A 20,031-nucleotide genomic window follows, 5' to 3' on the forward strand; every position below is an offset into this window, starting at 1 on the left:
AACTATCCCCTCATCCTAGTTCCTGAGCGATGAAGGGTATTTTTAGTACGAACAGGTTTAAACGCTCGTTCCTCGAAGTACTGTGTCATTAGTTTGCCTTTTTTCGTTTCCTTCTTGTCGGTTTCACCTTTTAACTTATCCAACGACACTTTATTCGTATTGATAAAAAATACCGGTATGGTGGTATCGTTATCTTCTGAGTTACCACTAATTTGCCCAACCCCCACTTCCTTAAAATCAAACAACTCATGGTTTCTTTCTGATTCCGTAAAATAAGGGAAGCCTTCATTTTTTGCATTACGATCCCGAATAAAAGCTAAAGCGGACCAGTGTTCAACCATTTGCCCATAGCTATTAATTCCGCGAGCGTAATTGATCTGTTGACCAGCAGGAAGGTGACTATTCAGTTGGCCTGTCACATCCAACTCCCCTGTTAATACATCCCAAGGGCTTTGTGGTGGCCACCAATAGCTGTAATATGCTGGCGGAAGTGGCGTTTTCTCCTCCACATCTTGTGTCGCTAACACTTGGTATTCTTTAGGTACTTTCACGCCATCGGGCAAATCCTTCCAGTTGTACTTCGTAAGCGATAAGGACGTTTCTACCTGTGTCGCTTTGTTCACTTTAGGTTCACTGAAATTAACTACCTGTACCGTGCAATTAAAGAAGTCAGCTTGCCAAGGGCACGCCATACGTTTCGTTAAATCACCCGGTTCGCAACCTCCGCCTTCACATTCATCTCGACTCGGTGATAACCCTTGTTGAGAATAATCGTCCTTAAAATGCTTTATCTGATAAGCAGATTCATACAATTTGGAGTTTTGTAAGCTCCAAGTAACTTCAATACCTGGACACATTGGCAGACCAACACAATTGCCAATACTTGCCGCATCCATTTCATTGACAGGTAAAGCGTCTGTAGCACCTAAGGTAAATTTGCCTTCAGCCCACTGCTCCAACAAAAACATTTGTGTGGCATCTAAAGCGAGAAACTTCTCAACCACATTGTCAGTTAAATCATAGGCATTAGCACTTTTAACCGAATTACTTCCTGAATTCATGGGCATCATAGGTAGCATTTCACCTTCTGATGAAGAGCTCATAAGAGTCTGTTGTGGCTGATCGTAATCGCCAATAACTTTATTATCTAGTTGCCGAAAGTAATTGTAGTACTTCATCCTATTCGGCTTATTGCCATCGCTGTTATCGCGGTAATCAAACTGATAAGAAAAGAAACCACTCATCGACTGAACATTGGCAACCCACTGGTATTGGCTAATACGATGAATGATGGGTTGAATGTCTCGTTCAAAATTGGCAACAAAACCATTATTAAATTCCCCATGAGCATACATATTTGGGACTAAATCGAAATGACGGACACCCACATCAAAAAACGTGTCATTGAGCGTAGAAATATTAACAATTTCAGGGGCAAAATCAGGCGAACCAACAACAACCCAAGCTTTCATTGTTTGCGCTGGAGAGCCATCAGTGTAAGTTACTACGCAAGTAACAGGACCATCAGATATATCGTCAAACCATTCGTCACCACCGCCATACCCTTCTAAATCGGTATTACCTCCGGCACGGCCATAACCGCCCAGCACTATGAGTCGCCCCTTATCATCCGTCAACAAGGTGCCTAAGCTCTTAAAATCTTCCCCTTGCAGCACAGGACCAGGATAAGATGCTTTCGTATAGTTGCTCGGGATATTGTCTTTATCAAACTCAGCGCTTTTTAAGCTACCTGAAACAGTGCGAGGGCCTAGGTCAATAATAAGCTTTTGTCTCTCAGGTTCACTGGTCACAGAGGGATTTCGCCACTCAATGCCGCGGTTTTTATAACTATTTGCTTCGCCGTACAGCAAATTTCCGTTCAGCTCACTAAATGCATACCATGCTGCCTTTTTATTAGCTAAATGAACATTCCACTCAATGCTTTTAACGTTCGCGGAATCCAAGGTGATTTCATGATCCTGTTCATCCAACACTTTAAATACCTGTCCCTGACGACGAACACGTCCGGCTTCATCTTTAAAATAAATAACTTCCGTTGTTGGCTGCAAATTATCATCATGCTCATAAGGCAAGCCGCCAATTTTGATAGGGTTTAAAACAAAATCATTGCCATCTGCATTGCCCAAACGAGCAATACCAACCGAAGGGTGAATTGAAAGCGCCATTTTGATACTCCTGTTTTGAAACTGAAATCCGTCAATGTCTTAGTTGAGACCATTTCAGTTAAACAGGCAAAAAGGCTTTCCACAGTGTCACTTTGGTGTCAGTTACGTCTGAAAGAAGATTATAAATGAGGGGGATTTTTTACTACTGACCCAATCTATTAATTAGAATTTGCATTAAATGCTTAGGCTCAACGGATGTTAGCATCACAGAATCACATTGTTGGAATTCGCTAAAAGCTTTAATGGCTTCAACGAAGGCGCTAATCACCATGTCATCATCAAAACTCTGTTTTTCTAGGTATAGCGATTTGATTTCGAGACGGCGTTCTTTTCGGTGGGCTTTGCAATCCATACGACCGATAAATTCCCCTCGAAACAATAGTGGCAGACAGAAGTAACCATACTGGCGTTTGGGCTCTGGCACATAACATTCAATCTGATAGTCATATTGGAACAGACTTTTGAGCCGGTCTCTCTGAATCACGCTGTTATCAAAGGGCGAGAGTATCAATAGACGATTATTCAATCGAGGTAAGCGGCGTTCCAGTGCGTCCGGTTCTATTACAAACACATCGCCATTAGGGATTTTTACCAGCTCTAACAAGCCTTGCACCAAGCGCTCATCAACTAAGTTTTTCACAGCGTTGCGAAGCCCTGTATTACGACGTAAATAGGTCAGCCCTTTTAAGGTAACAAGACCGTGACAACGTAATTGCTGATCAACTAAATGGTTCGCAAATTCTTCCAAACTAGGCATTGTAGTATCAACATGGGAAGGCAAAACTCGCTCGGTTAAATCGTAGGTTTTCTGAAAGCCTTCACGATTGCAAACCATGAGATCCCCTTGCATATAAAGTTGCTCAAGGGCTTTCTTCGCTGGCTTCCAATCCCACCAGCCTGCGCCATTATTGCTAGTGTTAGCTTCGATATCTCGAGAACGAAGTGGTCCGTCAGTCGTAATGCGAGCCAACAATTCTGACATCAGCTTTTTATCAGGATCTTTATACCAGTGGGTTTGACCGCTTTTAATCGCATGCTTGTAAGGCAAGGAAAAACGAAAATCGTCCATGGGCAAAAACGCTGCTGCGTGAGACCAATATTCAAACACATCGCCATCCAGCAACAGTTTATTGGTCATCGAAGGTTCAAACTTAGGTACTCTTGAATGCAGCACATGGTGATGCGCCCGCTCCACCACAGAAATAGTATCGATCTGCACGTAACCTAAATGAATCAAGGCTTTACGCGCGCCAGTCAGCCCATTACCAAACGGACTAGCTTGCAGCAAACCTTGAGATGTCAAAGCCAAACGACGCAAGCGGGAGAGGTCTTTATTAAATTTGAACTCAATCATACTAATACCAAGCCTTATTCAATTATTAAATTCGGCAAACTATCTGGCCCGTTATACGCTTTTCCCAATTTTTCAAAGTAACGGAACGATATTTCTGCATGACGTCATCCGCAACGAAAGATGTAATGCCAACATGATCCAATAATGCCGTCATTACGGACTCCGCCGCTCGAACCGCGCCATCTTCACATTTCAGCGCTATGGCGAGTTTTAGCTCAGGAATCGCAGCGATATAAACACCTTCTGCACCAACTTTAAGGAACACACGTTTTTGCAATATCGTCATCATATCGGTGCAATAACGATCGGTTCCCGCCACCATAAAAGGATGTTTCACTACAGCATCATATAAGGTTTTACAGGCCTTTTGGCGCTCTTCCGATAAGTTTTCAGGACTCGCAAACTTAGCAAACGCTAAAGCAAGATTGGTCAGTGGCATCGCCCATGTTGGCGCAGAGCAACCATCTGGCGACCAAGGTGCTGTACTGTAATCGTACTCGCACATTTCTGCCATGGTATCGGCAATTTTCTGTTGTACGGGGTGATCAATACCTATGTAACCCTGTGATGGAACACCGAGCAATTTCGCTAACCCCAACATTCCAGCATGTTTACCTGAGCAATTATTGTGTAATTGATTCGGCTTTTTTCCTTCTCCCGCTAACGCGTAGCTAGCCTCAGCACGAGATGGCCAATGACAGCCACACTCAAAGTCGGACTCAGACGATGCCAACTTATCTAACATGCTCTGTACTGTTGCCACATGCTCTGGCTCGCCACTATGAGACGCACAGCAGATAGCAATTTCCTCATCACTAAAAGCAAAGCGCTCAGCACCGCCCATCTCGATAAAGGCCAATACTTGCATGGCTTTTATCGCGCTGCGAGGATAAACCAATGTATCTACATCGCCCCAAGATTCAACCACTTCGCCACTACTTGAAACAATAACCGCCTTAATACTGTGTTCGCTTTCAACAATACCACCGCGTGTCACTTGCACGGAAAGAGGAGCATGCTGCATATGATTGTTCCTTTAACTAAAAATGGAAGTGAATATTAAATAGTGACTATTAAATGAGTACTTACACCGACTCGGGATGGCGACTAATGTGGCCTGTTACATTGTTGCCAATAATCAAATTGTTTAGTTCTGATATCGGCAGAGGGCGACTAAACAAATATCCCTGATAGGACAAACAGCCTATTGATTTCAGCGCCATTAGCTGTTTCTCGTCTTCAACCCCTTCGGCAATCACCGCTAAGTTCAAATTTTGGCTTAGATCAATAAGCGTAGTAATAATGGCCAGGCTGCGTTTATCAGATAACAAATCGCTAACAAAGGACTTATCAATCTTCAGCTGATCCAAAGGTAAGCGCTTGAGTAAACTTAGCGAAGAATAGCCTGTCCCAAAGTCATCTAGTGACCAAGTGACGCCTATGTCTTTCAAAGCATGCATTTTTTTCACCACAACGTCGATATCATCAGCCAATGCAGTTTCAGTCAATTCCAACTTCAACTTAGAAGGCGCGGCACCACTCAACAATAAAATACTCTTCACTTCCTGAACGAAATCTGGCTGACGAAATTGCGTGGCACTGACATTAACCGCGATAATAAGGTGAGAGGTCTGTGGTGACTTAGCCCATTCTGCTAGCTGAGTACAAGCCATACGCAACCCCCATTCGCCAATGGGAATAATTAGCCCAGTTTCCTCAGCGAGTGGAATAAACTCCATTGGAGAGATACTGCCCCGAGTAGGATGGCGCCAGCGCAAAAGCGCCTCTACGCCAAAAATACTACCAAATTCATCAATCTGTGGTTGATAGTGAAAATGGTATTCGCCACGTGCAATCGCTTGGCGCATATCGCTTTCCAAAGCACTACGTGCATTCATATTCGCCTGCATCATTGCGAGAACAATGCTGACACCAACTATTCCAGTGATATGGTTTATCCACACGCCAACTAAACGCCCCTCTATAGGAGCTGCCAAATCTGACGAGGGAATTGGCATCACGTTAAGCGCCAAAGCAAGAAAAAAAACCAGACCAATAATCGGTAGAAGCAAACGTAGATAAATCCCTTCTCGATGGAAAATAAGAAAGGTAGCTGCGACGACTGGTAGCAAGTTCATATGAACAGAGCGAGGAATACCATTCATAGGAATATCACTCAAAGAAGCGAGAACTACCGTAAACAACAGAGCATGACACATAATAATTGCGGCACTGCGCAGATGGTTGCCATAAGCCAGCACAAGTATTGTGACTCCGGTAATGACTGAAATCAGATTGATAACAAAATGTGGCCAGTTTCCTCGACTCAAATAATATAATCCCCAGATAACACTACAAAAAAGTGTCGCATAACCGCCAAAAAAGATGAGGCTCTTCACTCGTTTATTATGGCGGCCAATAGGTGTCCATTTAGAGATGTCGTCTTTCGTGAGACGAAAGAGTTTACTGCATAGGCGTCTCAACTAAAGATCCTTCTAAATTAAATAAAAATTGAAAGCTAACCATTTATAAAACCTCGGATATCACTCCGATGCTACAGAGGTTTGCAGGTAATCATCACAGACTTCCAGTTCGTAAACTGTTTTGGATTGAACTAAGCAACTGCGCATTTCATTACGTGCACGCTGGTAACCCTCATCAGTAAGGTCACTGATCTTTTCCCACTGCTCTCGACTTGGCCATTGGGCATAACCCACCAAAATATTGGGTTTATCTGACGTGTGAAGTCTTGAACCATAACTGCCACAGTTTTTATAAATCGCTTTTGTGACGTCAAGCCATGCATTACGAAAAGAAGCTTCCGTGCCTTCTTTAATTTCAAATTCATAAACAGCAATAAACATCCGTTTCTCCTCGGGTTAATAATATTTTTATAATTTTGCTTTAACCAAACACAGGTCTAAAAAAGCTGCGCTCATAACTGATAATACAGTCTGTTTTATCCGCGAACGCAAAAGATTTATCAAACCAAAGCTTTCAATCGTCTAGAAATTGAATGATTGTCTTTGAGTTGCAACAAGTCCCACAAGTTACCGTATAGGTCTTCGAATACAGCAACTGTGTCGTATTCCTGTTCGGCGGGTGGTCGAGCAAAGTGAATGCCTGCTACGACCATGTGTTTATAATCTCGCCAGAAGTCGTCGGTGTTTAAAATATGCACTATGTCTTGCTTCATAGGTTTAATACTCGTCTCAATAGTAGAAATACTATAACGCCAATGAAATCGCATCGAAAACGAAATTTAGTATTTAAAAAAATTAGACGACCTAGGTGAGCAAAAAAATAACAACGTCATTTGACCAGCAAGAATAAGATCGCGAGAAACAAAGCAAAAGACACCCCTTGCCAAAACATAACAGGGTTACGTTGCATTAATGGCGGTCGAGTTCGATCTAGAAAGGTTTGATTCGGATGATGAAGGTCGTAAACAAATTCAGAGACTTCTTCGTAACGTTTTAGTGGATTTATGTTTAATGCTTTGTGCAATGCGTCATCGATCCAAACTGGCAGTTCAGAGGCTTCGGTAATAACACTGCGATAAGTTAAACGTTGTTGAGCTGCAATGCTTCTGGCTTGGGCTATTTTGGGGCTGTAAGGGAATTGATTGCCGGATAACATTTGATAAGCAATAACACCAAGCGCGTAAATATCGGAACGTTCTGACCCCGCGTGACCAAGAAAGTATTCTGGTGCGGAATAGCGCATGGTGCCCCGTAGGACTTCTTCGCCTTTGGTGTTGCTCACGCCAGCGATGTAGGTGGAACCAAAGTCGATGATTTTCACCGTATTGTGTTTATCGATCATGATGTTCGCCGGACGAATGTCTTGATGAATCATGCTTTTACGATGGAAAGCCTGTAGTCCATTGGCGATTTGCGAAATGATGTCTCGGGTTTGTTCTAGTGTTGGTTTAGGGTTATCTATCATCCACTGAGCAAGAGATTGGCCTTCTATGTATTCCGTCGCCAGATAGAGAAAATGCCGTTGTCTTGGCGATTCCATGGCTTTGACCACATGAGGATTATTGAGCCGTTTTGCAATCCAGTCTTCCAGCATAAAGCTTTCTAGATACGCCCCATCACCGCTTAATTCTGCTGACGGCGTTTTAATCACCACCAGCTCATTGCTGTCCATATCACGGGCCAAAAACACATGACTGCGACTACTCACGTAGACAGAACGAAGTATCTCGTAACCATCAAACGTCATTCTTTCTCTTAATGGCGGTGGCAAAGGCAATAGGCTGACGCCCTGCTGAACATCTTCCAGCTGATAACTTGGCACTTCCTCTACTCGGGCGATTTGAATACTAAGGTTATCGTCACTGCCGTTTTCCAATGCCAGCGCAATAAGGTGTTCTGCGGCCTGATCCAAACTCTCAGACTCGGCAATACAGGTAATCATTTGCTCAGCCGTGACGAATTCATACACGCCATCGGTTGCCATCACAAAGACGTCGTCTTTGTTCATCGGTACAGTTTGATAATCCAGCTCTATAATCGGCTCTATGCCTAAGGCACGAGTCAAATAGCTCTCGCTGACGGATACTGTGCGACGATGATCTTGCGTCAATTGCTCGAGTTTTCCATCGACTAATCGATAGGCTCGACTGTCGCCTAAATGAAAGATGTGAACCGCATTGGCGCAAAGTACAATAGCGGTAAAGGTACACACATAGCCTTTGTCTTTGTCGAATCGGCTTGGGCCGTTTTGTGTTTGAGAATATAGAGCAGCATTGATGGATTTAATGACCTTCTCACCCGATGTCTTCACCGACCACGCATCAGAGGTGTGGTAAAAATCTTCGAAAAATCGCGTAATGGCAAATTCACTGGCAGCTTGGCTCACTTGACTCGAACTGATGCCATCGGCGATAGCAAGCGAGACACCTCTGGTCGTTAACAGCGGTTCTGGTGGTATCTGACAACCCAAGAAATCTTGATTGATGTCTTTTTTACCCTTGTTGGTCGCGCTGCCGATGCTGATGCAGAGTGCCTTCATCCTACCCCCTTAAATAAAGCAAAACTCCGCAAGCACCAATACTTGCAGAGTTGAGAGCTTTGTTTAGCAAAACGAGCGTTATGCGAGTTTACGTGATGCAGATGTTTTCACATGGGTAAGGTAAAGTGGTAAACCGACCAATAACAAACCGCCTGCAAGGTTACCCAATACCGTTGGAATTTCGTTCCAGATCAAATAATCCATGAAGGTGAAATCACCACCCATGATCATAGAGAATGGGAACAAGAACATATTAACGATAGAGTGCTCAAACCCCATGAAGAAGAACAGCATCACCGGCATCCACATGGCGGCCATTTTGGCTCCCGCAGAAGTGGAAATCATCGCGCCAACAACGCCCATAGACACCATCCAGTTGCACAACATACCGCGAATAAAGATGGTAAACCAACCGCCCGCACCATGAGATTGATAACCCAAGGTACGCGATTCACCGATAGCGCTTACTTTTGCAGCCAACTCGCCGCCGTCCGTCGAGTAACCGTAAGTTAGAATAAACGACATCATGAACGCTGTAGTTAATGCTCCACCAAAGTTGCCTATAAACACCAACCCCCAGTTACGCAGCACTTGCGCTGGAGTCACACCCGGACGCTTATCCAGTAAAGCTAAAGGCACTAAAGTAAACACGCCAGTCAGTAGATCAAACTTCATCAAGTACAACATGATAAAGCCAACAGGAAATAGGATTGCTCCGATCAATGGACTGCCCGTTTTAGTCGCTACTGTGATCGCAAAGATTGCCGCTAACCCCAGAATCGCCCCCGCCATAAACGCACGAATAATGGTATCTTTGGTCGACATGTAAACTTTTTGCTCGCCTGCGTCGACCATTTTGGTGACAAATTCACTTGGTTCTATGTAAGCCATTTTCACGCCCTCTTATCTTTAAATTGCAAAAAACAAAACGCTCTAAATCAACACTCCCTAAATCAAGAATTCTCTATCACCATGATTTATAAGGTAAAAACTTTCCGTTCAATGTCAAAATCACGCGATCACCTTTGGGGTTTTCTTCCTTATCTACCTTCATTGAAAAATCAATCGCGCTCATGATGCCGTCACCAAATTTTTCCTGAATCACTTCTTTTAATGTTGGACCGTAAACGCCGACTACTTCGTACAATCGATAGATAAGCGGATCTTGTGGAATTGCTTGATCCCAGGTTTTGGTTGGGTATTCCATAAGGATGGATTTTGCTTCTGCAGGTAAACCCAAAAACACTACCAGCTTTTCAGCGACTTAAGCAGTACAGCTATTCATACCCAAACATGCGGATGTTATCCAAACGTCTGTCATACCTACTGCATCAGCAATGGCTTCCCAAGTTAGGTTTTTCTCTTTCTTAATGGCAAAAATAGCTTCCGTTACATCAATCTTTTTCATTTTTTACTCCTAAAAATTAGACCAAGATAAAAATCAACAAATGCCCCCGTAAATCTATGTCTGATAAATAAGCAAACACGTTTTGCCAATAACACGATCAGCATTGAAAAAATCAAATGGCTTTTTGAGAAGGAAGAAGAAAAGAGAGAATATAGAGACACGCCTCCCTAATCAGTAACTTCCTTTCTAAAGGAGCCTGACCGAGTGCTACCAAAAGGATTAGTAGCGGGCGACGATGCCATTGACTAAGTTGACCGACATTGGCCACTTATAAAATTCCTGCAGGAAATACCTACACGAACATATTATTTAGCAAAGATAATGCCAAACAAAAGAATCCCCAAAAACGCTTAGAATTTTATCCTTTAAAATCAACACATAGAATAAATTCATAACCATTTAACAAGATCAAATGCCTTTAAAATGCACAATAAAGCGGCTACCAATTTTACTATAATGCCCTTTTTATACACACCCTCTGCACCAAGACTAAACACAAAAGATTTACTTGGTTAGATATTTTGAAATAAGCCAAAAATCATTCCTCTTATTGCACTATTTTGATATTTTCCATAAGAGTCTTTCACTTAATCAATGATTTTAAAAATAGTAAGGCAACTTTCATGGACAAGATTGATAAAAAAATCCTGCGCTTATTGCAGCAAGATGGTCGTCTAACCAATGCGGATTTAGCAGAGCAGGTTAACGTGAGTCCTGCCACTTGCCACCGCAGAACGCATCAACTTTTTAAAGACGGTTATATTAGCGAAGTACGAGCAGTCATTGCCCCCGACAAGGTAGAACGCAGTGCTTTAGTTTTGGTGGGGGTGGTGTTGGACAGGTCGACACAAGAAAGTTTTGCGACCTTTGAGAGTGCTATTGCTAATCTACCTTTTATTTTAGATTGCCACTTAGTAGCGGGAGATTTTGATTATTTCCTCAAGGTGCGAGTCAAGGACATGGCCGACTTCAATAAACTGCACAGTGATCAGTTACTGGCTTTACCAAGCGTAAGACAACTGCGTACTTTTTTCGTAATGAAAGAAGTTAAAGATAACGCGCCATTGTCATTTTAGTTTTTTAATTTTTAATCTCAAAACGACAGAAAATAAATCTGCATAAAAATATCAAATAAATAAATTTATATACTAGAGTTAAAAAACATTAAGTCCTTATTTTGGAGAAAACTAATGACGATAAAAGTCAAAATTTACCTAGGCATATTTTTATTCGTAATCATAGTTCTAGGTAACGCTATTTTAGGCATGCTATCGATCAGCAAGTTAAACTCCGAAATTATCTACATTACAGGCAATGCATGGGATGCAGCGGATGGCGCTATGGAAGGAACCATTGGAATACAATCACAAATAATCACCCTTGATGCTTTCATCAATAATGAACTGTCATTAGCAGATGCTAGAAATAAAATTATAGAAACAAATAAATTCACCTTAGAAGCTCTAGGTAGGATGAAAGCATCTGGACTAATGGAAACCCAAGCATTAACTACTTTAGACAATTATTTAGCAAAGCTAGAAACCTTAAAAGGAAAAATTCTTTCTGACAACAAAGAGATCTCAATGAGTGCCGTTGCCGAGTTCGACCAACATGTCGAAACGTTATTGGGATTTATTGAAGTTTTAGAAGAAGAAGGCGATAGCCAAGTCGAAAAAAGTGCAGCAAATTTAGAAAGTGTTATTCATAAGGTTGAGCTGAATAACTATCTTGGTTTAGTAATCGTCCTTGTAATATCTGCCTTTATAGCCTTTGCCGCAAATCGTCTGATTATTCGCCCTCTTCGTCAAATGATTACCGTTTTAGAAGGTTTAAACAGTGCCGATGGCAATTTAACGACTCGTCTCGACAGCTCAGGAAAAGACGAAATGGCCGAAGTAGCAAAACACCTCAATGGATTTATCGAACTTGTCCATTCCGTAATCAAACAAGTTGCTAGCACTGTGTCTACCACTCAAGGTTTTGCCGCACAAATTGATGACGCACTGCAACAAGTTGATCGTTTATCCAAACATCAACAGCAGGGCACCAACGAAATATCCAATTCCGTCAACGCTATGACAAGCTCTTTAAGCGAAGTATCTGCTGATGCCAGCAAGTGTGGCGACATGGCAATTGCAGCCAATACCAGCTCAACACAAGGCCAAACCAATCTATCGCAGACACTTAAATCCCTTCACAACGTCGTTAATGAAATGGACAAAGCTTCGTCTGTTGTTTCTACCTTAGAAACCGACGGTCAAAACATCGGTAATGTTCTGGATGTTATTCGAGGTATTGCCGAACAAACTAACCTATTGGCACTGAACGCTGCCATTGAGGCCGCCCGTGCGGGGGAAACAGGTCGAGGGTTTGCTGTCGTCGCAGATGAAGTGCGTAGTTTGGCAAATAGAACACACGAATCTACGTTAGAGATCGAAACCGTTGTAGAACGCATCCAGAAAGGCTCTGCTGATGCGGCACAGGTTATGCGCTCTTCCCAGAAATTGACCGAAGATGTATCAACACAAGCAAAAGAAAGCATCGAAATGTTCACGGCGATTATTGCATCGATCAATACATTGAGTCACACCAATCAACAAATATCAGCCTCTATTCAGGAGCAAAACCAGCAAGCTGGCGAGATAGCAGAACAAGTCAATGATGTCACAAATACGGCTTCTTCAAACGTGGAATACACGCAAAAAACCGTCGACATTAAAAACCGTTTAATTAACGATGTGCAACAGCTAAGTAAATTAGTCGATCGTTTCCGTATCTAGTATCAATGTGAAAACGCCTCAACGAATTTTATTAAATTCGTTGAGGTAAGCTCAGAGGAGAACTTATAAGTTCTCCTCTTTTGCCATAAGCGCCGTCAGATAACGCTCTTCCATTTCAACATAGCTTTTTTGGACGGATTCTATTTTTTCATCTAGCTCGGCAATTTTTTTCTGTAATCGATCAAACTCTTTAGATTGATCTTGTCCGTCAAATAATTCTGCTTCTAGACGTTTTCGTTCTTCTTCTAGCTCTTCATTAATTTCTCGAAGGTTTTCAATTTCCTCTTGATCTTGAATGACTAAAAGATCTTCTTCGTCCTCACCTATTACCGCCGCTTTAATCGCTTCGGGATGAAGCAATTTATGCTCAAGATTTTCACGTAAATCTCTCGCTTTATCTAAATCCCGCTCAAGCATTTCTACATACAACTCAGACTCATTGACCATTAAACGCAAAGAGCTTAACTTTGAAGCTTGCTCATTGGCAAAAGCATCAGATTCTTCGGTAAACGAATCCTGATGAAGCAAGTCTTCCATATTTTTCATGGTGTTACGCTCTTCGTCCATAACCCCATATATATCAATGCCCTGCGCAAAACCTTCACCTTGTTCTTCAAGTAACGCTTTTTTTCGTTTAAGGGCCTCATCACGCTTAATCACGTCAATATTAAGGTTGTATCTAATAGCCTGTAAACTTTCAAGCTTGCCTTCTAAACGCTTAATCACTCGACTGCTTTCTAATAGTGTCTTTTCAAGTCGCGCAATTGAAATATCATAGACACCAATATGCTTCCCATCACCTTCATGATCTATTTTCACTTTGCGCACTTGCTCTTTCAAGTCGGCTATAATTGTTTTCTGGTAGGCCGCTAACTGTTTGAGATCAGATACTTTATCATCCAACTCTGACCGAACAGAATGTAAGAAGTCAGACTGATCTGCGCCATTTAAAAACGCCTCTAAGGCATCGACATAAAGAGCGTTATCACCTTCTTCCTTCACTTCCGCGAGATGCAACTTTAAGCGTTCCGCAAACTCGTACATGCTCGCCATCTCTGCTCGAAGTATGGCAAGCGATTCATCAAGCTCTGCTTCTTTATCTAATTGTTTATGAAGCTTTTCGAGCTGTAGATTTAACTCAGATGTAATGTTCACTTGGGCAAATACTTTTTCACCCGCCTTCTGAATCACTTTATTTAACTCTCTCAATAAAGACTGATTCACTTTCAACGACTTCAATAGCGCATCAATTTCCTGTGCTCGATCCACCTTATCCAAAAGACTTTTAAATGCTTCTAACAACTCTAGTACTTTCGCGTTAGGTACAGAGTGCTCAATGATATGTATTTCAACATCTAAAAAAATGGCCCAGCACGACAAAGCTGCCCGCCCCTGAAAGTCAGACTTCGGCAACTCAACAAGCAATTGAGCGCAGATATTTCGCTGCTGTTCAAGCAAAGCCAACCACTGCCTTTTTTCACTTTTTGATGCATCTTGCTGGCTATTGCTATTATTAAGACTCGTAAATTCTGACTCATCAGCAACATTCGCCTCTGATACTTTTCTCTTCAGAGAAAAGTATCTCAACAAAACAAATATAAACACCACAAGCAAAAGTACACTTGATGCAATAAGTCCCCATTGCCAAATCAACATAGTGTGACAGTCCTATTTAATGCAAAGTCTTAAAATAAATAATCATAGAAGGATATGCCGTAAGAAACCATCAAACCTACATTTTTTAACGCACTCTCTACAAAAACAAAAAAAGCAGGTACAAGACCTGCTTTTAAAAAGTATTATGTTTGCTAGAAGAATTTAGAAGTCTAGTTGTTCTGCTTCTTCGTCTGCTTCAACGTCGGTTTCTTTGCCGTTAGGTTTGGCGTCTGCCTTAACTGTTTTAGGCAATAAATCTTCACGGATCTTAGCTTCAATTTCTTTCGCCATCTCAGGGTTATCAGCTAAAAATTGAGCTGCGTTCGCTTTACCCTGACCAATTTTATTGCCATTGTAAGCGTACCAAGCGCCCGCTTTATCAACAAAGCCTTGCTTAACACCTAGGTCGATGACTTCGCCCATGCGGTAAATACCAGCACCATACATGATTTGGAATTCAGCTTGTTTAAATGGCGGCGCAATTTTGTTTTTCACTACTTTAACGCGGGTTTCATTACCAATCACTTCATCGCCCTGCTTCACTGAGCCTATGCGACGAATATCCAAACGAACAGAAGAGTAGAACTTAAGTGCGTTACCACCCGTAGTCGTTTCTGGAGAGCCGAACATCACACCAATTTTCATACGAATTTGGTTGATGAAGATAACAAGGCAGTTGGCGTTCTTGATAGAACCGGTCAATTTACGCATTGCTTGAGAAAGCAAACGCGCTTGAACACCAACAGAAGAACTACCCATTTCGCCTTCAATTTCAGACTTAGGAACCAAAGCTGCTACCGAGTCAACAATGATAACGTCAACGCTGTTTGAACGTACTAGCATATCGACGATTTCAAGCGCTTGCTCACCCGTATCTGGCTGAGAGATCAAAAGATCGGCGATATTTACACCAAGCTTTTCTGCGTAAGAAGGGTCGAGAGCGTGTTCAGCATCAATAAAGGCACACGTTTTACCTTGCTTCTGAGCTTCTGCAATAACACTCAGTGTTAATGTTGTTTTACCTGAGGACTCTGGTCCGTAGATTTCACAAATACGACCATAAGGAAGACCACCCGCACCTAGCGCAATATCCAGACCTAACGATCCAGTAGAAACCGTATCAATATCAAGCTTGGCACCTTCGCCCATCTTCATGATGGCGCCTTTACCAAATTGACGCTCGATTTGAGACAGCGCTGCATCCAGCGCCTTTTTCTTGTTGTCTGCAATAGATGACATTATGAAATCCTTGTGGCTACTTTTCGTTGTGACTAATTGTCGTTGTTGGTAACTCTATCGTTTTTTTTAGGTAATCTCAAGAAATACTGTATATAAAAACAGTATTATTTTTCACCGCTTTCAAGCATCTCTTCCACACCATGAAGAGCAGCTAAAACAGTCGCTTCTCTTACCGCTTGACGATCCCCAGAAAACTGAAAACGCTCAACTTTGGCTTCTTGTCCGCGTAATTGCCAGCCAATATAAACACAGCCTACAGGCTTTTCTGGCGAGCCGCCCCCAGGACCTGCCACACCACTAACAGCAACAGAAATGTCACCGCCTAATTGTAAGGCGCCAGCACACATCTCTTTCACTGTTTGCTCAGACACAGCGCCAAAAGATGACAGGGTTTCTTCTTTTACCGACAAACCGCGTATCTTAGCTTCATTGGCATAGCTGATCACACCACCAAAAAACCACGACGAGCTGCCAGCTATTTCCGTGCATACCGCACCAATCAACCCACCAGAGCAAGACTCCGCGGTGACGAGTAAAAACCCTCTTGCTTGTAAGAGTTCGCTGGCTTGTTGCGCAGCTTGTGTCATTTTTTGCATTTGATTCATTATCATTATCCCTTAAATCCTAGGAAAATATCCCGTAGAATACCCGTCTATTTTTTGGATCACAATCGAGCTTCCCGAATGAGCAAAACACCAGCAGATAATCATACACCGATGATGCGCCAATACTTCGGCCTTAAGTCTCAGCACCCAAACCAGCTGCTATTTTATCGCATGGGAGATTTTTACGAGCTTTTCTACGATGACGCCAAACGCGCTTCCCAGTTGCTTGATATTACACTCACGGCTCGCGGTCATTCTGGTGGCATGCCGATTCCTATGGCTGGTATTCCCTATCACGCTGCGGAAAACTACATTGCGCGCTTAGTTCGTATGGGCGAGTCCGTTGTTGTGGCTGAGCAGACGGGCGATCCAGCCACCAGCAAAGGTCCAGTTGAACGCCAAATCGCTCGCATCGTAACGCCAGGTACCATTAGTGATGAAGCATTCCTGGAAGAGAAACGCGAAAACCTTCTGCTTTCACTTGCTCATCAATCCCGCAAAGGGCTCGATATTTTTGGTTTCTCTTATTTAGATATGGCCAGTGGCCGTTTTTGCTTATTTGAAGTAGATGGTCACGAAGCGCTTTCTAGTGAATTACAGCGTTTGTCACCGAGAGAAATTTTGATCTCTGAAGATTTCCCTGCACGAAAGACACTGAAGCTGGAAAAAGGCATCTCTGAACTTGGCCCTTGGCACTTCGATTATGAATCCAGTTACCGCCAATTGATTCAGCAATTCAACACCAAAGATTTGTCTGGTTTTGGTTGTGAGGCCATGACAGCCGCTATTGCGTCTGCAGGTGCTTTACTTCAATACGCTAAAGATACTCAACGCTCTGCTTTACCGCACATTCAATCCATCATGGTAGAGCATAAAGACGATTCGGTTCTGATTGATGGCGCGACTAGACGCAACTTAGAAATCGATATCAACCTTACTGGCGGTACCAGCAATACAGTCGTAGAAGTTCTCGATAAATGCTCTACACCAATGGGCAGCCGCTTGTTAAAACGCTGGTTACACACGCCAATTCGTGATTTGAACGAAATTCAGGCTCGCCAACAAGTCGTCGCGGAGTTACAACAAAACCAAACTTATGATGTTTTTGAAACGCCGCTTAAAAAAGTCGGCGATTTAGAACGCATATTGTCACGAGTCGCCTTACGCTCTGCCCGTCCGAGAGATTTATTGCGTCTGCGATTTGCCCTTGAAGCTGCACCAGAAATAAACAATTTACTGGCAAACGCAACATCTGAACGCTTACAAGAGCTCAATCAGCGCATTCTGGCGCAACCCACTGTCACAGATACGTTGGCAAAAGCCCTTGTCGAAAACCCTCCGTCGGTTGTTCGTGACGGCGGTATTTTTGCCAAAGGCTACGACGAAGAATTAGATGAACTTCTGGCATTATCCACCAACGCCACAGACTTTCTTGCCGAAATGGAACGCAGCGAAAAAGCTCGTACCGGCATCAGCTCATTAAAAGTCGGCTTTAACCGAGTTCATGGTTATTACATCGAAATTAGTCGTCTGCATTCCGATCAGGCACCGGTGGAATACATTCGTCGCCAGACGCTAAAAAATGCCGAACGTTTTATCACGCCAGAATTAAAAGCTTTTGAGGACAAAGCACTGAGTGCTAAATCCAAATCTCTTGCTAGAGAAAAAGAGCTTTACGAAGCACTTCTAGAGCAACTTAATGAAATTTTAGGTGAGCTACAAACCACCAGCCAAGCCTTGGCGCAACTCGATGTACTAAACAACTTTGCAGAAAGAGCTAACGTGCTTAGCTTTACCTGCCCTGAATTACACAATCGAGGTGGTATTCAAATCATCGGTGGACGCCATCCTGTGGTGGAATCAGTTATTTCAGAACCTTTCGTGCCAAACGATCTTGATCTGAATGACAAACGCTCACTACTGATGATTACTGGCCCTAACATGGGCGGTAAATCGACTTACATGCGCCAAATCGCTCTCATCACATTGTTAGCGCATACAGGTTGTTTTGTGCCAGCTGAATCGGCGTCTATTTCAGTGGTCGATCGAATCTTTACGCGCATGGGCTCATCTGACGATCTTGCTGGCGGTCGTTCAACCTTCATGGTGGAAATGACAGAAACGGCAAACATCCTCAATAACGCCAGCAAAAACAGCTTGGTCTTGATGGATGAAGTCGGACGCGGCACCAGTACATTTGATGGTTTATCATTGGCTTGGGCTGCAGTCGACTATTTAGCCAATAAGTTAAAATGCTACGTGTTGTTCGCAACGCATTATTTTGAACTTACTACATTAGCTGACCAATTAGAAAACGCGGCCAACGTTCACTTAACAGCAACAGAGTACGAAGATGAAATCGTCTTCTTACATAAGGTGCATGAAGGCCCAGCAAGTCAATCATATGGTTTGCAAGTTGCACAACTAGCTGGCGTTCCTCGTGATGTTATTGGGCACGCCAAGCAAAAGCTTAAAGAGCTAGAAGTGGTTACTGGCATTGATCTCGATACAAAGCCCATAGAAACCAAGACACATTCAAGCTCAACTAAAGTTAACGCCAAGCAGCACTTGGCCAAAGAAAGCAAGAATGGCTATCAGCCCCAACAAGTGGATATGTTTGCTCAAGCAGAACAAAATGCCTTGAAAAATGCCCTTGAAGAGCTAGATTTAGATAATATGACGCCGTTAGAAGCCATTAGCGCCCTTTACAAACTAAAATCTCAGCTGTAATACGTTATCGAGACCTTTACAAAAGGTCTCGATATAAGCTGCTGTCGATATAAGCTAATAGCAGATAAATGTAGACTTTTTACGATTGTTACTTGCCGCCAAATGGCCTATACCTCTAAAATAGTGCGCAATCATTTTTATACCTTGTAAGGAGAAGTCGAATGGCTTTCATCGTTACCGATAACTGCATTCGCTGCAAATACACTGACTGTGTTGAAGTTTGTCCTGTGGACTGCTTCTACGAAGGCCCTAACTTTTTAGCCATCAATCCTGACGAGTGTATCGACTGCGCATTGTGTGAACCTGAATGTCCAGCCAATGCCATCTTTTCTGAAGATGAATTGCCTGAAGACCAAGAAGTGTTCGTAGAATTGAACAGAGACTTATCTTTGATCTGGCCAAACATTGCAGAGAAAAAAGACGCACTCCCTGATGCCGCTCAGTGGGATGGTGTTGAAGATAAATTAGAGCATTTAGAGCGCTAATTTAACTGTGTAGCAAATTTCAAAGCCAAGAATGTAAAAAAGCGACTCTCGAGTCGCTTTTTTTATGCTTAACTTTCATACCGATGAAAATCGACGTATGATAAATTTTAGACAAAAAAAAGGGCGCCTATTGGCAACCCTGCTTTTTGCTAACATCCTGTCAAGCAACTCTTCCGATGAGTTAAAACATCACTGTTCGCTTCATCATGAAGCATCCAAACTATCCTTATCGCATGGTGCAATCCATCAAACCACGTTATTCCTTTGAACAATCCATTGTTCTTGAACATCCAAGCTCAATCCTCAACACCATCTATGGTATATCAATAAGCACTTCATGCGCTTTTCATCCATGAATTCCGTTTGGATAAGACTCAATTTACCAGCTTGAAAAAATATATCAACTTTTCAAAAAAACGATAAGATAAAAATATTTACTTAAAAATCAATAAGATAAACAAAAACTACAGAGAGATATGACATTTAGCCACGTAACAAACGGGAAACGCCTACAGGCATGTAAGAAAAGGACTACAAACCTTGATTATTCATTCAACCATACAGAG

14 protein-coding genes and 2 pseudogenes are annotated in these 20,031 nt (G+C 42.6%); 4 read left to right on the plus strand and 12 right to left on the minus strand.

Annotated features, from left to right (window positions below; genetic code table 11):
• Window positions 1-2: 2 nt before the first annotated feature.
• The 9 genes and pseudogenes from lodA to cynS all read right to left on the minus strand — a co-directional run bounded on the left by lodA (window position 3) and on the right by cynS (window position 9,970).
• A complete protein-coding gene (lodA, locus tag CYL31_RS17450; protein WP_212916418.1) occupies window positions 3-2,186 on the minus strand; it encodes a CTQ-dependent lysine 6-oxidase LodA in 2,184 nt (727 codons plus the stop codon).
• Between the two features lie 142 nt (window positions 2,187-2,328).
• Window positions 2,329-3,540: a winged helix-turn-helix domain-containing protein gene (locus CYL31_RS17455; RefSeq protein ID WP_212916419.1), complete on the minus strand. Its 1,212-nt coding sequence runs from the start codon at window positions 3,538-3,540 to the stop codon at window positions 2,329-2,331.
• A gap of 25 nt (window positions 3,541-3,565) precedes the next feature.
• Window positions 3,566-4,564 (minus strand): asparaginase, encoded by a 999-nt coding sequence (locus CYL31_RS17460; protein WP_212916420.1) that lies wholly within the window; start codon window positions 4,562-4,564, stop codon window positions 3,566-3,568.
• A 61-nt stretch (window positions 4,565-4,625) separates the two neighbouring features.
• Window positions 4,626-6,023 carry a putative bifunctional diguanylate cyclase/phosphodiesterase gene (locus CYL31_RS17465; protein WP_212916421.1) on the minus strand — a complete coding sequence of 466 codons (1,398 nt, stop codon included), beginning with the start codon at window positions 6,021-6,023 and terminating at the stop codon, window positions 4,626-4,628.
• 60 nt (window positions 6,024-6,083) lie between these two features.
• Window positions 6,084-6,404, minus strand: coding sequence for a putative quinol monooxygenase (locus CYL31_RS17470; protein WP_212916422.1), 321 nt, complete (start codon window positions 6,402-6,404; stop codon window positions 6,084-6,086).
• 119 nt (window positions 6,405-6,523) lie between these two features.
• Window positions 6,524-6,712: pseudogene (locus CYL31_RS17475) on the minus strand (VOC family protein); the annotation flags it as partial.
• Between the two features lie 140 nt (window positions 6,713-6,852).
• Window positions 6,853-8,562 carry a bifunctional protein-serine/threonine kinase/phosphatase gene (locus CYL31_RS17480; protein WP_212916424.1) on the minus strand — a complete coding sequence of 570 codons (1,710 nt, stop codon included), beginning with the start codon at window positions 8,560-8,562 and terminating at the stop codon, window positions 6,853-6,855.
• A 78-nt stretch (window positions 8,563-8,640) separates the two neighbouring features.
• On the minus strand, window positions 8,641-9,453 hold the full coding sequence (locus tag CYL31_RS17485; RefSeq protein WP_212916425.1) for a formate/nitrite transporter family protein: 813 nt from the start codon (window positions 9,451-9,453) through the stop codon (window positions 8,641-8,643).
• A 76-nt stretch (window positions 9,454-9,529) separates the two neighbouring features.
• Window positions 9,530-9,970, minus strand: a pseudogene (gene cynS / locus CYL31_RS17490) (cyanase).
• Between the two features lie 623 nt (window positions 9,971-10,593).
• Between cynS and CYL31_RS17495 the strand changes: the two are divergent.
• Both CYL31_RS17495 and CYL31_RS17500 read left to right on the plus strand, forming a co-directional pair.
• On the plus strand, window positions 10,594-11,046 hold the full coding sequence (locus tag CYL31_RS17495; RefSeq protein WP_212916426.1) for an Lrp/AsnC family transcriptional regulator: 453 nt from the start codon (window positions 10,594-10,596) through the stop codon (window positions 11,044-11,046).
• 114 nt (window positions 11,047-11,160) lie between these two features.
• Window positions 11,161-12,750 (plus strand): methyl-accepting chemotaxis protein, encoded by a 1,590-nt coding sequence (locus CYL31_RS17500; RefSeq protein ID WP_212916427.1) that lies wholly within the window; start codon window positions 11,161-11,163, stop codon window positions 12,748-12,750.
• 63 nt (window positions 12,751-12,813) lie between these two features.
• Here CYL31_RS17500 and CYL31_RS17505 read toward each other — a convergent pair whose 3' ends face one another.
• From CYL31_RS17505 to CYL31_RS17515, 3 genes are all read right to left on the minus strand, one after another.
• Window positions 12,814-14,406 (minus strand): coiled-coil domain-containing protein, encoded by a 1,593-nt coding sequence (locus tag CYL31_RS17505; RefSeq protein ID WP_212916428.1) that lies wholly within the window; start codon window positions 14,404-14,406, stop codon window positions 12,814-12,816.
• A 162-nt stretch (window positions 14,407-14,568) separates the two neighbouring features.
• Window positions 14,569-15,645, minus strand: a complete 1,077-nt coding sequence (gene recA / locus CYL31_RS17510; RefSeq protein WP_212916429.1) for a recombinase RecA — start codon at window positions 15,643-15,645, stop codon at window positions 14,569-14,571.
• A gap of 104 nt (window positions 15,646-15,749) precedes the next feature.
• Window positions 15,750-16,250 (minus strand): CinA family protein, encoded by a 501-nt coding sequence (locus CYL31_RS17515; protein WP_212916430.1) that lies wholly within the window; start codon window positions 16,248-16,250, stop codon window positions 15,750-15,752.
• 78 nt (window positions 16,251-16,328) lie between these two features.
• On the opposite strand from CYL31_RS17515, the gene mutS reads away from it, so the two are divergent.
• Entirely contained in the window at window positions 16,329-18,980 is a 2,652-nt protein-coding gene (mutS, locus tag CYL31_RS17520) for a DNA mismatch repair protein MutS (RefSeq protein ID WP_212916431.1), read from the plus strand.
• 161 nt (window positions 18,981-19,141) lie between these two features.
• Window positions 19,142-19,465, plus strand: a complete 324-nt coding sequence (gene fdxA, locus CYL31_RS17525) for a ferredoxin FdxA (RefSeq protein ID WP_012071401.1) — start codon at window positions 19,142-19,144, stop codon at window positions 19,463-19,465.
• Window positions 19,466-20,031 lie beyond the last annotated feature (566 nt).

Origin of the sequence: Marinomonas sp. A3A, assembly GCF_018336955.1 — a bacterium.
GTDB lineage: Bacteria > Pseudomonadota > Gammaproteobacteria > Pseudomonadales > Marinomonadaceae > Marinomonas > Marinomonas lutimaris.

Excerpts from the sequence above, each read along its gene's own strand:
- CYL31_RS17500 (WP_212916427.1), top strand. The coding sequence starts at position 11,161 with ATGACGATAAAAGTCAAAATTTACCTAGGCATATTTTTATTCGTAATC.
- recA (WP_212916429.1), bottom strand. The coding sequence starts at position 15,645 with ATGTCATCTATTGCAGACAACAAGAAAAAGGCGCTGGATGCAGCGCTG.
- CYL31_RS17515 (WP_212916430.1), bottom strand. The coding sequence starts at position 16,250 with ATGAATCAAATGCAAAAAATGACACAAGCTGCGCAACAAGCCAGCGAA.
- CYL31_RS17455 (WP_212916419.1), bottom strand. The coding sequence starts at position 3,540 with ATGATTGAGTTCAAATTTAATAAAGACCTCTCCCGCTTGCGTCGTTTG.
- CYL31_RS17495 (WP_212916426.1), top strand. The coding sequence starts at position 10,594 with ATGGACAAGATTGATAAAAAAATCCTGCGCTTATTGCAGCAAGATGGT.
- CYL31_RS17470 (WP_212916422.1), bottom strand. The coding sequence starts at position 6,404 with ATGTTTATTGCTGTTTATGAATTTGAAATTAAAGAAGGCACGGAAGCT.
- fdxA (WP_012071401.1), top strand. The coding sequence starts at position 19,142 with ATGGCTTTCATCGTTACCGATAACTGCATTCGCTGCAAATACACTGAC.
- CYL31_RS17480 (WP_212916424.1), bottom strand. The coding sequence starts at position 8,562 with ATGAAGGCACTCTGCATCAGCATCGGCAGCGCGACCAACAAGGGTAAA.
- lodA (WP_212916418.1), bottom strand. The coding sequence starts at position 2,186 with ATGGCGCTTTCAATTCACCCTTCGGTTGGTATTGCTCGTTTGGGCAAT.
- mutS (WP_212916431.1), top strand. The coding sequence starts at position 16,329 with ATGAGCAAAACACCAGCAGATAATCATACACCGATGATGCGCCAATAC.
- CYL31_RS17505 (WP_212916428.1), bottom strand. The coding sequence starts at position 14,406 with ATGTTGATTTGGCAATGGGGACTTATTGCATCAAGTGTACTTTTGCTT.
- CYL31_RS17460 (WP_212916420.1), bottom strand. The coding sequence starts at position 4,564 with ATGCAGCATGCTCCTCTTTCCGTGCAAGTGACACGCGGTGGTATTGTT.
- CYL31_RS17485 (WP_212916425.1), bottom strand. The coding sequence starts at position 9,453 with ATGGCTTACATAGAACCAAGTGAATTTGTCACCAAAATGGTCGACGCA.